We start from the raw sequence: 12657 nt of genomic DNA, 5'->3' as shown, positions 1-12657 counted from the left end.
GGCATGGGGTTGGCGACGGGCTGGCGACGGATCGTGACGGCGGTGGTCGTCGCGGCGGTGGCCGCGGTCACCGCGGTTGTCGCGTACCGCGTCCTTGCCCCGGCCGAGGTCAGCACCGCTTTCCGAGGCGACTACCCGCCCGCCGTCACGCCGGACGTCGGCGTGGTCGGCCGGTTGCCGGTGGCGCCGCTGATCGTCGACGGCCGGTTGCGGGTGTACGCGGCCCAGCGCCAGGTCTACGCCGACGGGCCGGCGGACGGCCGGCACCGGAGCACGCCGTACTGGTCGTACCGGCGGTGGCCGGCGCAGGTCAGTGGCGTCGTGGCGGACGGGACCAGGGTGATCAGCCACTGGTCGGACGGGAAGCTGGTGGCGCTGGACGCGCGTACCGGACGGGTGGCCTGGCGGGTCGACGGCCCCGCGCCCGCCGAGGGCTGGACCGCCCGCCGCACCGGGGCCGGCGCGGTCTGGAGCCCACCGGGCCTGTTCCTTGCCCGGGGGTCCGGCGGCCAGCCGGTGCTGATCGTCTCCGGCCCGCACCGGGTCGCCGGCTTCGGGCTCGCCGACGGCCAGCAGCTCTGGTCGGCGGAGGCGGACGGTGGTTGCCGCACCGACGTGGGCACCACGTCGGCCGGGCAGTTCGCCGTGGTGGACCGGTGCGCCGGCCCGGCCGCCGTCGAGTTTCGCGAGGTGGCCACCGGTGCGCTGGTCACCCGCTGGCAGCCGCCCGGCGTGACCGCCGAGTCGACCGTCACACCGGTCGGCTGCGTGACCTACCGCTTCCAATGCCGGGGCCTGCGCGTCAGCGGTGCGGCCGACGACGGGGGGCAGGGCTGGCTGGTTGGCGCGAAGGGGCCGGTGCCCGCGCCCGTACTCGATCCGGTCGGCACCGAGCTGGACGGGAAGTGGGCCGTGCGGGCGGCCGGTGGCGCGGTGACCGGATGGGCCGCCCGCACCGGTGAGGAGTTGTGGCGGCGTACCGACCTGGGGTCCGTCCGGATGATCGCCGCCCAGCCCGGCCGGGTGCACCTGCTCACCGAGGCCAACGACCTGATCACTCTCGATACGAGTACCGGCGCGGAACGCTCCCGCTTCCCGCTCACCGTGGGCAGTGACGGCGTCGGCTGGGCGCCGGGGTCGGCGTACGCGGGCGGCGGTTACCTGGCGGTGGAGCGGCTCGGTGAGCCGGTCGCGCCGGACGCCGACGACCAGCGCTACTTCCTGACGGCCGAGCCGGTGCTGCTCGCCGCCACCTGAGCGGCCGGCCTGCGCCGTAGCCGGCGGACCAACAACACGACCCCGACGCCGGCCAGCACGACGGTGGCGAGCGTGCCGCCGCGCAGCCACCAGACCGGGTCGAGTAGCGCGCGCCGACCGGTACGGCCCGGTTCGGGAAAGGTGATGGTGCCGCTGGCGCTGCGCCTGATCTTGCCGCTGGCAAGGTCGACGGTGATCCGCCACGGGCCGTTCGCCAGTTCGGTGGGAAACGGCACCCGGACCGTGCCCGTCTCGCCCGCGGCGAGCGTGGTGCCCTGCACGACGTCGAAGGGGCCGGCCCGGACGCCACCAGGACCGTCGGAGAGTACGGCGCTGCCGGTCATGTCCAGTGCCCGGCCGCCGGTGTTCCGGACCGAGACCGCGACCGAGGGCCGTCCCTGCTCGTCCCGGGCGGGAACGACCTCTCCGATGGCGAAGTCGGACGGCGGCTCACCGCCCGGACCCACGTCCAGGTAGACGCGGATGCCGACGCGCTGGACGATGTTGACGTTCGCGGTGGAGTCCGGGGCGGGCACCGTGGCCGCCCAGATGACCGCGTACCGCTCGCCGGGCGACGCGCTCGGCGGGACCTGGACGGTGGCGGTGAACTGGGCCTGCTCCTGCGGGTCCAGCATCACCGAGTCCCGGTCGAGGCTGATCCACTCGCTCAGCTCGTTGGCTGTGCGTCCCTCGGCGAACCGGAACCGTCCGTCGGCGACCTCCGCGCCCGCGGCGTACAGGTCGAGGTGGCGGCGCTCGGTCGAGCGGTTGACGACGCCGACCTTCCGCTCGACCGTACGGCCGGGCGGCAGGTGGTCGACGATGTAGCGCAGCGCCCTCGGGTCGTCCCGCCGGGCGACCGGAGCCTCCAGCAGCTGGATTCCGACTCCACCCTCTTCCCGGTCGCCGGCAGGCGCACCGGCCCGGGCGAGGGTGCCCGGGCCGGTGGCGCTGAGCAGCAGCGCGGCCGACCAGACCGCCAGGCGGCGCAGCCTAGGCGACCGAATGTGTCACCGTGCCGGTGTAGGTGCCGGCCTGGTTGGCCAGCGGCACGTTGACCTCGAGGGTCGGGTTCCAGGTGGCCGAGTTGTTGCCGGTGCCGCCGGCGTGGGTGAAGGCGATGACACCGATGGCGTTGTTCAGCGGTTCGGCATCGGCGCCGGTCGGCTGCCCGGGAGTGAAGATGCCGTTGCCGGTGGTCGCCGTCGCCGTGCCCGACCAGTAGTCGATCGCGGTGGCCGGGACGGTCTCACTGGGTGTGGCACCGCCGGTGGTGAAGTCGGTGGAGGTGACCGTGGTCTCCCACGAGGCGTCGTCCGCCGCGCGGGTGTCCGACACGGTCACCGCGCCGAGCTGGCTGATGATCGTGGTGCCCGGAGCGCCGGAGCCGAGGTCGGCGGTGTCCGGGGTGGTGACGTCGAGCGTCCCGGCCGTTACGTCGAAGGTGGCGGTGGTGGTGTCGGTGGGATCCGCCAGGGCTGGGGAGGCGGTCAGGGCGGTGGCGGCCACAACGGCTACCGCCGAGACCAGGATCGTGCGTGTGCGCATGCTGTCATCCCTTGCTCGGAAGATGTGGATCCTCGTGTAGGAGGGGACTCACGAGCCAAAAGGGACGCTAGCGACATAGGGCGCAAAGTGGCAGTAAAGCCGCGAAATTGAACGGAGGATTCACCCCGACATGGGCAATTCCGGGCAAAGCGGACAAAGGTGTCGTACGCTTGCGGTTGTGGGCTTCCGGGCCGGTCCGCTGGGGGATGGTGGACCGGCCCGGCTCAGCTCGGTGGCCGCGGCACCCGCGCCGGCTCAGCCCAGTGCCGACTCGGCCGCGGCCAGGAAGGCGTCGTTCTCGGCCGGCGTGCCGATGGTGACCCGGACTCCGTCGCCGGCGAACGGCCGGACGATCACGCCCCGCGCCTCGCACGCCTTGCCGAAGTCCACCGCCCGGTCGCCCAGCGGCAGCCAGACGAAGTTCGCCTGGCTGGCGGGCACGTCCGGGACCAGCTTGCGCAGCGCCTCGGTGACCCGCTCCCGCTCGGCCACCACCAGCGCACAGCGTCGCTGTACCTCGTCCGCCTGGGCCAGCGCGGCCAGTGCACCCGCCTGCGCTGCCATGCTGGTGGAGAACGGCGTGACGACCTTGCGTACCGCCGCCGCCACCTGCGGCTGCGCCACCAGGAAGCCGATCCGCAGGCCGGCCAGGCCCCACGCCTTGGACAGCGTGCGGAGCACCGCGACGTTGGGCCGGTCGGCGTAGCTCAGCCCGTCCGGCACCTCGGGGTCGGTGACGAACTCCCGGTACGCCTCGTCGATCACCACCAGCACGTCGTCCGGCACGGCGTCGAGGAAGCGGTCCAGTTCGGCGCGGCGTACGGCGGTGCCGGTCGGGTTGTTGGGGTTGCAGACCAGGATCATGCGCGTGCGGTCGGTCACCGCCGCGGCCATCGCCGCCAGATCGTGCCCGTGCCCGGCGTCGTTGGGCACCTGCACGCTGGTCGCGCCGCTGGTCGCCGCGATGATCGGGTACGCCTCGAACGAGCGCCACGAGTAGACCAGCTCGTCGCCGGGCAGGCAGGTGGCCCGCACCAGGTGTTCGGCCAGCGCCACCGAGCCGCAGCCGGTGGCGACCCGCTCGGGGTCCACCCCGTACCGCTCGGCGAGCGCCTGGCGGAGCGCGACGACGCCCATGTCCGGGTAGCGGTGCACCCCGGCTGCGGCCTCGGCGACCGCCTCCACGACGCCGGGCAGCGGGCCGTACGGCACCTCGTTGCTGGCCAGCTTGATCGCCTCGGGCAGGCCCAACTCGCGAGCCAGGTCGGCCGGGCTGCGGCCGGGCACGTAGTTGGGCAGCGCGTCCAGGTCGGCGCGGGTCAGCCGCAGCGCCGGCTGGTGGCGTCCGGTGTCGGTCATGGGGTCTCTCCCGGGGGGTTGGCGCGGTCGTCGGGGGTACGGGGAACCTGGACCACCACGGTCTGCGCGCGCTTGTCGTGCAGCGCCTGCCGTAGCGGGTGGTCGAAGAGCGGGGAGAGCGCGTCGATCAGCTGGAGCAGCAGGCCGAGGCCGAGGCAGTACCAGAGCAGGGTGGGCAGACCGAGGGTGTTCCACCGGCGCAGCGCCCGGCCGAAGCCGAGCGGTGCGTCCGCCTCGACCGGCACCGCCTTGATGCGCAGCAGCCGCTTGCCGAAGGTCTGCCCGTTGGCCGCCATCGACGGCACCTCGTACGCCAGCCAGAGCATGGTGGCGATCAGCAGGATCACCACGACCAGCGCGCCGGCCTGCTCGCCCCACGGGGGCAGCGGCTCGGTCGTGCGGTCCTGCGCCTGGATCCGGCGCCTCAACTCGTCCAGGGTGGGCGAGAGCTCCTGGACGTAGCGCCAGAAGAACCAGCCGTTGACCAGCACGTTGAGCGCGAAGACGATGCCGAAGTCGATCAGCCGGGCGGCCAGCCGGGCCCCGTACGAGGCCAGCGGCAACCCGTGCGGCCGAGGCTCCGGCGGACGACCCGGCCAGGTCGGGTACGGCCAGCCCGGCGGCGGCCCCTGCCCCGGTCCGCCGGCCGGCCAGCCCGGCGGCGGGCCCTGCTGCCAGTTGGGCGGCGGGCTGTAGCCGGGTGGCGTGCCCGGCGTGGCCTGGGTCGCCGGCTCGGCCGGGGTCGCCGGCTCGGGCTCGGGCGCCGGTTCGGGCTCGGGCGGGGGTGGACCCTCGGGCGGAGTGGCGTCGACGGGGATGGGCGCGCCGATCCAGCCCTCGCCGTCCCAGTACCTACGGGTCTGCGTATCTGCGGGGTCGACGTACCAACCGGGTGCCACGCTCACGTCGCGGCCTCGCTGCGCTCGTTCACCTCGACACCTTAACGACGACGGTTCCGGCGAACTTGTCGTGGAGGCACTGCTGCCAGGGCTTGTCCCACAACTGCCAGAACCCGTCGACGTAGCTGCCGCCCGGCACCAGGGACCCGCCGACGAACTGCACGAGGTACCGCCTTCCGGCCATGCGTCGGTCTAGCGTGCCGCTCGGGTCGAGCGGGACCACCCGCAGATTCATCGCCTTCTTGCCGAAGGTCTGCCCGGTCCGCTTCAGGTATTCGACGTGGTAGAGCCAGTAGAGCCCCAGCATCAGCACGAACAGCGCGGCCTGTAGCAGCAGTAGCGGCAGCAGGAAGTGCGTGAACACTGCGCCCAGGTCCGGCTCGGCGGGCGTACCGTCCGGGTTGGTCCGGGTCACCCTGCTGGTCAGCCACAACGGGACGATCAAGAGGACCGGCAGGAACAGCACCACCAACACGCCGCTCGCGATCACCGTGTCGATCAGGTACGCCAGCAGCCGGTCGCCGAAGCTGGCCAGTGGCTGCCCACCCGGTCCCAGTACCGGCGGCGGCGCCACCGACCCCCGACCCGGCGCGTACGGCCCCGGCGCCCAGCCGGGCGGAGGAGGGCTGGCCGCCCTGCCAGGTGGTGCCTGGCCGGGCGGCGCGAACGGCGGCGGCACCGGGGACGGGTGGCTGGTGGGCGGCACGACGCCGCCGGCCGCGGGCGGGGGCCCACCGGCCGGCGACGTCGGGTGCGGCGGAGGCTGGGTCACGCTCGACAGTGTTACAGGTTGCCGCGCTTTTCCTGCTCCCGCTCGATCGCCTCGAACAGGGCCTTGAAGTTGCCCTTGCCGAAGCCGAGCGAGCCGTGCCGCTCGATCAGCTCGAAGAAGACGGTCGGGCGGTCCTGCACCGGCTTGGTGAAGATCTGCAGCAGGTAGCCGTCCTCGTCCCGGTCGACCAGGATCTTGCGAGCCTTCAGCTCCTCGATCGGCACCCGTACCTCGCCGATGCGGGCGCGCAGCTCCGGGTCGTCGTAGTACGAGTCCGGGGTGTCCAGGAAGTCGACGCCGGCGGCGCGCATCGCGTCGACGCTGGCCAGGATGTCGTTGGTGGCCACCGCGATGTGCTGGGCACCCGGGCCCTGGTAGAACTCCAGATACTCGTCGATCTGCGACTTCTTCTTGGCGATCGCCGGCTCGTTGAGCGGGAACTTCACCTTTCGGGTGCCGTTCGCGACGACCTTGCTCATCAGCGCCGAGTAGTCGGTGGCGATGTCGTCGCCGACGAACTCCGCCATGTTGGTGAAGCCCATCACGCGCTTGTAGAACTCGACCCACTCGTCCATCCGGCCCAGCTCCACGTTGCCGACGACGTGGTCGACCGCCTGGAAGAAGCGCTTCGGCTGCACCCCGGCGTCGATCATCGGCTGCCGGTCCACGATCGGCTTGCGCGCGACGAATCCGGGCAGGAACGGGCCGCTGTAGCGGGACCGGTCCACCAGGGTGTGCCGGGTGTCGCCGTAGGTGGCGATGGCGGCCAGCCGTACGGTGCCGTGCTCGTCGGTGACGTCGTGCGGCTCGACCAGGCCGGTGGCGCCCTGCCCGGTGGCGTGCGCGTACGCGGCGTCGACGTCCGGCACCTCCAGCGCGATGTCGGAGACACCGTCGCTGTGCCGGGCGACGTGGTCGGCGCCGGTGGCGTCGGGCCGGACCGCGCCGGTGAGCACGAACCGGGCCGAACCGCTGGTCAGCACGTACTCGGCGTGGTCCCGGTGGCCCTGCTCCGGGCCCCGGTACGCCACGCAGGTCATGCCGAAGGCGGTGGAGTAGTAGTGCGCGGCCTGCTTGGCGTTGCCCACCAGGAAGCGCACGTGGTCGAGGCCCTTGACCGGGAACGGATCACCGCTGGTGTCGTGGTCGACGGCGCCGACGAGGGCGTCGACGTCGACCTCCTCGGTCGACTGGGGTCGGTCGATCGCCTGGGTCATGGTGGCCTCCCTTGCGTACCGGCCGGCCTGTTGGGCCGACGGTGTGCTCTTTCCGGGACTATCGCCGTGACCGGGCTCACTGGGCAACTGTCTCCGCCTGAGCTGGTCAGGTTGCACAAACGGTATGGTCATTAGTCATGGACGCTGGTCAGGTTGTACAGCTTGACGAACTGGATGCCAAACTCATCGAACTGCTCGCCGAAGAGCCCCGGATCGGGGTGCTGGAGTGTTCCCGCCGCTTGCAGGTGGCCCGGGGCACCGTTCAGGCGCGGCTTGACAAGCTGGTCGGCCGCGGCGTGATCGGCGGGTTCGGACCGGAGGTCTCGCCCGCCGCGATCGGGTTCTCGGTGACCAGCTTCGTCACGCTGGAGATCAGCCAGCGGCACGGGCACGACCCGGTCACCCGCCACCTCGCGGCGATTCCCGAGGTGCTGGAGGCGCACACCATCACCGGCTCCAGCGACCTGCTCTGCCGGATCGTGGCCCGCTCGAACACCGACCTACAGCGGGTGATCGACCAGATCGTGGCGTACGAGGGGATCGCCCGCGCCTCCACGATCATCGCCCTCGCCGAGCAGATCCCCTACCGCACCCTCCCCCTCATCCGCTCCGCCGCGCGTTGAAGGAAGGGCCCCTTCTTAACGCCTCCGGTAGAGGAAGGGCCCCCTGTTATCACTTCGGGGTGCTCGGGTCGACGATTCAGCCACCGGCGAGGGCGTCGCCGAGCGGCGTGCGCCGGTAGCGGACGGCCCGACCGGAGCGGACCCGGGTGACCAGACCGGCGTCGTGCAGCACCGCCAGATGGTCGCCCACACCGCCCAGGCTGAGCCCGAGCTGCGCGACGAGCTGGCTGGTGGTGGCCGGCAGGGCGAGCGCCCGCAGCACCGTCGCCCGGGACCGCCCGACCAGCCGGTCCAGTGCGTCGTCGGGGCGGGCCGGGTCGGGGGCGCCGAGCAGCCCGGCCACCCCGGAGGCCCGGTAGACGATGGCGAACGGCCACGGCGGCTCGACGTAGTTGATCATCATGCCGAAGACCGTGGGGATGAAGAGCAGACCCCGGCCGTCGAGGGAGTAGCTGCGTGGATCGTGGTCGGCCAACTCGATCGCCCCGAGCCCGCCGCCGGACACCCAGCGCAGCCGCGGGTCCAGGTCCGCGACGGCGGCACCCCAGCCGTACGCGAGCAACCGGCCGGCGCGGTGCACCAGGTCCCGCTCCAGCACCGCCCGCAGCCGGGGCCAGTCCGGTTCGACGAGCGTCGTCCAGGACGCCTCGATCGCGTCGGCGAGCTGGTCCACCACGTCCGGCGCGTCGTAGATCTGGCGGGCGTACGCCGGCGGGGTCCGGTGTCCGGCGAGGTTGCGGGCCAGTTCGTCGCGGGCCTGGGCCAGCGGGGTGGCGCGGACCACGGCCAGTTCGTCGGCGAACTCCCGGCCGGTGCCGTCGGGCGGGGGCTGGATGAAGTCCGCGTTGTAGCCGCCCCGGCGCAGCAGGGCGAGCAGCGCGCCCACCGCCGGCAGCCGCCGGCGCAACTCGTCGTACGCCGGGCGGCCCCGGGCGACCCACGGCCCGAGCCCGGGTACGGAGTGCTGGCCGGCGAAGAGCCGGAGCGCCCACATCGCCTCGCCCAGCGGGGAGATGGCGTACCGGCTGGCCGCCATGTCGGCCGGGGTGACCTCGATCCGCATTCCGCGACCTTTCGTCCTGAGGCGAAAGGATAGAGCGCGCGGGGTCGCGCCGCCAGGCTGACCGGCGTGAACAGCACCAGCACGAACGCGCCCGCCGTGGCGGCCGACCGGCAGGCCACCTTCCGCGACGTCTTCGCCGTCGCCGAGTTCCGGGTCCTCTTCACCAGCTTCGGCGTCTTCATGATCGGCGAGACGGTGAAGATGCTCGCCCTGTCCGTCCTGGTCTACGAGCGCACCGGGTCCGGACTGCTCGCCGCGCTGGCGTACGTGACCGGTTTCCTGCCGCACGCCCTGGGCGGGCTGTTCCTGCTGGCGCTGGCCGACCGGTGGCCGGCACGCGCGTTGATCGTCGGCTATGACCTGGTACGGCTCGCCATGGTGGCGGTGCTCGCCACCGGCCTGCTGTCCCCGGCCGCGATGCTCGGCCTGGTCGCCGTCGTCGCCCTGTTCGGCCCGGTCAGCAGCGCATCGCGTACCGCGCTGCTGCCCGAGGTGCTGCACGGCGACGCGTACGTGCTGGGGCGGTCGTTGCTCACCGTGGCCGCCGGCGGAACGCAGGTGGCCGGGTTCGCCCTCGGTGGCCTTCTGCTCGGGCTCGTCGGCCCGTACGGCGCGCTCTGGCTGACCGCGCTGACCTGCGGCCTCTCCGCGCTGCTGGTACGCGTCGGGCTCGCCGCCCGCCCGGCCCGCTCCCAGCCGACCCGCGCCGGCTCCGCGCGGTCCAGGCTCATCCGCTCCCGGCCCGCCCCGGCGGCGACCGATCCCACGACGGACGAACCGGTGGCGGCCGGGCGCGCGGCAGGCGGAGCAGTCCGGGAAACCATGCGGGTCAACCGGCAACTGCTCGCCGACCGCCGGATCCGGGGGCTGCTGCTCGCCCAGTGGCTGCCCGGCTCGCTGCTGGTCGGCGCGGAGGGGGTGGCCGTGCCGTACGCAGCCGACCTGGGCCCGGGCGCCAGCGCGGGCGTGCTGTTGATGGCCGGCGCGGGCGGGATGCTGGTCGGCGACCTGCTGGTGGGACGGTTCGTGGCACCGGCCCGGCGGGAACGGTGGACGCCGTGGCTCGCGTTGCTGCTCGGCGTACCCATGCTGGTGTTCCTGGCCCAGCCGGCGCTGGTGCCCGCCGCGGCCCTCTTCGCGGTCGCCACCGCGGGCTTCGCCTACCAGCTCGGGCTGGCCCGGCGGTTCCTCGACGCGGTTCCCGAGGCGCGCCGGGGCCAGGCGTTCGGACTGCTCAGCACCGGTCTGATGGCGGCGCAGGGGCTGGCCGCGGCGGGCGCGGGCGCGCTGAGCGAGGTGCTCGCGCCGGGCGTGGTGATGGCGGTCGCCGGGGCCGCGTCGGTAGCCGCGACGCTGACCCTGTGGCCGGTCCTCAACCCGCCCGCCGCTCGCCAACCCGTGCGGCCCGACGCCCTCATCGGAGCGGCTGACCGTTGAGTTAACAGGGGACCCTTTTACTACCGGAGGCGTTAATAAGGGGCCCTTCCTTGCGCGACACGCGGGAGGGTGTGCGTCGTGGGGTAGCGCGGGTGGCTACCGTGTTCCGGTGGCGAAGGGGAGCGGCCTCGGCGTACGTGGCGGGCTGCTGCTCGGCCTCACCATCGTGGTGGTGCTCGCCGCGACCGGAGTGTGGAACCCGTTTCCTGGTATGTGGGACTGGGTGAACCGGCGGCAGCCGATCTCCGAGCCGGACGTGGTCTGGCAGCAACGCATCGGCGGCACCCCGCGCAGCGTCACCATTGCCGGCGAGACCGTGGTGGTCGAACAGCGCACCCGGGTCGAGGCCCGCAGCCTGGCCGCCGGCACCCAGCTCTGGGAACGTAAGGCCGACTGGAGCGCGGTGGCCGGTGGCGGCGCGGAAGCCGTGGTCGTCGTGGGCCGGCTGCTGGTCAAGGGGTACGAGGTGCTCGACCCGACCACCGGTGTGACCCGGCGGCGCGACGACGACGCGGTGGCCGTCTGGACCTACCGCAACCTGCTGCTCGACGCGCGCTGTGTCGGTGCCACCGACTGCACCCTGAGCGCCTGGGAACCGCGCGGAACCGCTCCGCTGTGGACCGCCTTCCTGCCCGGCGTCAGCACCGGCCTGCTCGCCGACAACCCGAACCTGCTCGACACCCGCCGGCTCACGACCGCCCGGATCGACGATGATGTTGCCGGCCCGGAGGCGGTACCGCCGTTGCTCGGGTTCCCGGTCGACGGCCGGGTGCACGTGGTGGACACCGCCACCGGCCGGGTGCTCCAGAACGTCGAGCCCGGCCGGGACGAGCGGCTCGCGGTGATCGGTGGCCGTCTGCTGCACATCGTCGCCCGATCCCAGGACGGCAACTGCTACTTCGCGATCTCCGGTCAGGACCCGGCCACCGGTCAGCAGACCTGGCAGCGCGCCGGGCTCAACCTGCGTACCGCCGACAGCGCCGGGTGCGTGCAGCGGGAGGACCCGTACGGCGCCCGCAGCGTGCTGGTCGGGGTGTCGCCGGACGGTCGGGAGGCCGTCGTCGACGGGTACGACGGGCGACTGCTGGTGGTCACCGCCAACGGGGAACGGGTACTCGCCGTCGACGACCGGCACGCGATGGTGCGCACCGCCGACCGCGGCACCGTCTCCGCCCGTGACCTCAGCTCCGGCAAGGTCCGCTGGAACCGGCCGGCCGGTGAGAAGGCGGGTGCCGCGCTGACCCCGTACGCGGCGGTCGTCGCCGACGAGAAGCCGTCCCGCCTGGTGGCGCTCGACCCGGCCAACGGGCGGGAACTGGCCGTGCTGCGGACCTCCGCGAACGCGCTCGCGGTCGGCCCCGCCGGCATGGTCATCGGGGAGGGACGTGAGATCGGATACGTCCGCTTCGGCGCGGCGGCGGGTGGCCCGGCGCGCGACGGCGACGGGGGAGTACCCGGGCCGGCCGGCACCGGACGGGCCCCGGGTCCGCAGGACAGCTGCGGTCCGAAGAACGAGCAGTGCCCGGGCTCCGATCCCGGCAAGTGACCGCCGACCGGGGCGGATGAGATCGGCGTCCCATCACCCCACCCGGCGGGTGGGACTGATCGCCCCTTCTGCCCTAGGCTTTGCCGTCATGAGCGAGCGCCAGCGAGCGAATTGTCAGCGTAGTGCGCCTCATGGCGGCGCGGAGTGGAGCGGAGTGTCGTCGTGAGCAGTGCCGCCGACTTCTCGTACGCCCCCCTGCTGCCGACCGGTCCCGACCAGACGGAGTACCGCCTGATCACCGACGAGGGCGTCGACGTCGTCAACGGTCCTGGTGGGCGCCGGTTTCTCACCGTGGATCCGGCCGCGCTGACCGCGCTGACCGCCGAGGCGATGCACGACATCGCGCACTTCCTGCGCCCCGCGCACCTGGCCCAGCTGCGGTCGATCATCGACGACCCGGCGGCCTCGCCGAACGACCGGTTCGTCGCGCTGGACCTGCTGCGCAACGCCAACATCGCCGCCGGCGGGGTGCTGCCGATGTGCCAGGACACCGGCACCGCGATCGTGATGGGCAAGCGCGGCCGGCACGTACTCACCGACGGCAGTGACGCCGAGGCGATCTCGCGCGGCGTGTGGCAGGCGTACACCCGGCTGAACCTGCGCTACTCGCAGCTCGCCCCGCTCACCATGTGGGAGGAGCGCAACACCGGCAGCAACCTGCCCGCCCAGGTGGAGCTGTACGCGGAGGACCCGGACGGCCACCCGGACGCGTACAAGTTCCTCTTCATGGCCAAGGGCGGCGGCTCGGCCAACAAGTCGTACCTCTACCAGGAGACAAAGGCGCTGCTGAACCCGACGCGGATGATGCAGTTCCTGGAGGAGAAGCTGCGGCTGATCGGCACGGCGGCCTGCCCGCCGTACCACCTGGCCGTGGTGATCGGCGGCACCAGCGCCGAGTACGCCCTCAAGACCGCCAAGTACGCCAGCGCCAAGTAC

General features: G+C 72.9%; 12 protein-coding genes. 5 read left to right on the top strand and 7 right to left on the bottom strand.

Translation table 11 applies throughout. From position 1 onward, the window contains the following. Nucleotides 1-3: 3 nt before the first annotated feature. Nucleotides 4-1257 (top strand): PQQ-binding-like beta-propeller repeat protein, encoded by a 1254-nt coding sequence (locus tag AB0M52_RS04710; protein WP_363948884.1) that lies wholly within the window; start codon nt 4-6, stop codon nt 1255-1257. Here the strand turns inward: AB0M52_RS04710 and AB0M52_RS04705 are convergent. From AB0M52_RS04705 to hppD, 6 genes are all read right to left on the bottom strand, one after another. Continuing rightward, nucleotides 1215-1892 carry a hypothetical protein gene (locus AB0M52_RS04705; RefSeq protein ID WP_363948882.1) on the bottom strand — a complete coding sequence of 226 codons (678 nt, stop codon included), beginning with the start codon at nt 1890-1892 and terminating at the stop codon, nt 1215-1217. The two genes, AB0M52_RS04710 and AB0M52_RS04705, sit on opposite strands and share 43 nt — an antisense overlap. A gap of 358 nt (nt 1893-2250) precedes the next feature. Beyond that, complete coding sequence (locus AB0M52_RS04700) at nt 2251-2805, bottom strand: hypothetical protein (protein ID WP_363948880.1); 555 nt, start codon at nt 2803-2805, stop codon at nt 2251-2253. Nucleotides 2806-3060: 255 nt separating this feature from the next. Next, nucleotides 3061-4164: a histidinol-phosphate transaminase gene (hisC, locus tag AB0M52_RS04695; protein WP_363948878.1), complete on the bottom strand. Its 1104-nt coding sequence runs from the start codon at nt 4162-4164 to the stop codon at nt 3061-3063. Further along, the gene (locus AB0M52_RS04690) at nt 4161-5069 is read right to left on the bottom strand and encodes an RDD family protein (RefSeq protein ID WP_363948875.1); all 909 of its coding nucleotides are present in this window, start codon (nt 5067-5069) and stop codon (nt 4161-4163) included. The genes hisC and AB0M52_RS04690 overlap by 4 nt, the downstream gene beginning before the upstream one ends. 22 nt (nt 5070-5091) lie before the next feature. Next, nucleotides 5092-5835, bottom strand: a complete 744-nt coding sequence (locus AB0M52_RS04685) for an RDD family protein (protein WP_363948873.1) — start codon at nt 5833-5835, stop codon at nt 5092-5094. 11 nt (nt 5836-5846) lie between these two features. Next, on the bottom strand, nt 5847-7052 hold the full coding sequence (gene hppD, locus AB0M52_RS04680; RefSeq protein WP_363948870.1) for a 4-hydroxyphenylpyruvate dioxygenase: 1206 nt from the start codon (nt 7050-7052) through the stop codon (nt 5847-5849). 137 nt (nt 7053-7189) lie between these two features. On the opposite strand from hppD, the gene AB0M52_RS04675 reads away from it, so the two are divergent. Continuing rightward, entirely contained in the window at nt 7190-7675 is a 486-nt protein-coding gene (locus AB0M52_RS04675) for an Lrp/AsnC family transcriptional regulator (RefSeq protein WP_363948868.1), read from the top strand. A gap of 76 nt (nt 7676-7751) precedes the next feature. On the opposite strand, the gene AB0M52_RS04670 is transcribed toward AB0M52_RS04675, so the two are convergent. Then, a complete protein-coding gene (locus tag AB0M52_RS04670) occupies nt 7752-8738 on the bottom strand; it encodes a helix-turn-helix domain-containing protein (protein ID WP_363948867.1) in 987 nt (328 codons plus the stop codon). Between the two features lie 96 nt (nt 8739-8834). Here AB0M52_RS04670 and AB0M52_RS04665 point away from each other — a divergent pair, with 96 nt between their 5' ends. The 3 genes from AB0M52_RS04665 to AB0M52_RS04655 form a co-directional block, all read left to right on the top strand. Continuing rightward, a complete protein-coding gene (locus AB0M52_RS04665) occupies nt 8835-10175 on the top strand; it encodes an MFS transporter (RefSeq protein WP_363948936.1) in 1341 nt (446 codons plus the stop codon). Between the two features lie 109 nt (nt 10176-10284). Further along, the gene (locus AB0M52_RS04660; RefSeq protein WP_363948865.1) at nt 10285-11721 is read left to right on the top strand and encodes a PQQ-binding-like beta-propeller repeat protein; all 1437 of its coding nucleotides are present in this window, start codon (nt 10285-10287) and stop codon (nt 11719-11721) included. Nucleotides 11722-11883: 162 nt separating this feature from the next. Beyond that, the coding region (locus AB0M52_RS04655; protein WP_363948863.1) for a fumarate hydratase at nt 11884-12657 on the top strand (774 nt) is incomplete at its 3' end.

Origin of the sequence: Micromonospora sp. NPDC051296 (assembly GCF_040682255.1) — a bacterium.
GTDB classification, from domain to species: domain Bacteria; phylum Actinomycetota; class Actinomycetes; order Mycobacteriales; family Micromonosporaceae; genus Micromonospora; species Micromonospora craterilacus.
Note: the sequence above shows the minus strand (reverse complement) of the source record. Positions and strands in the feature narration are given on the sequence as shown.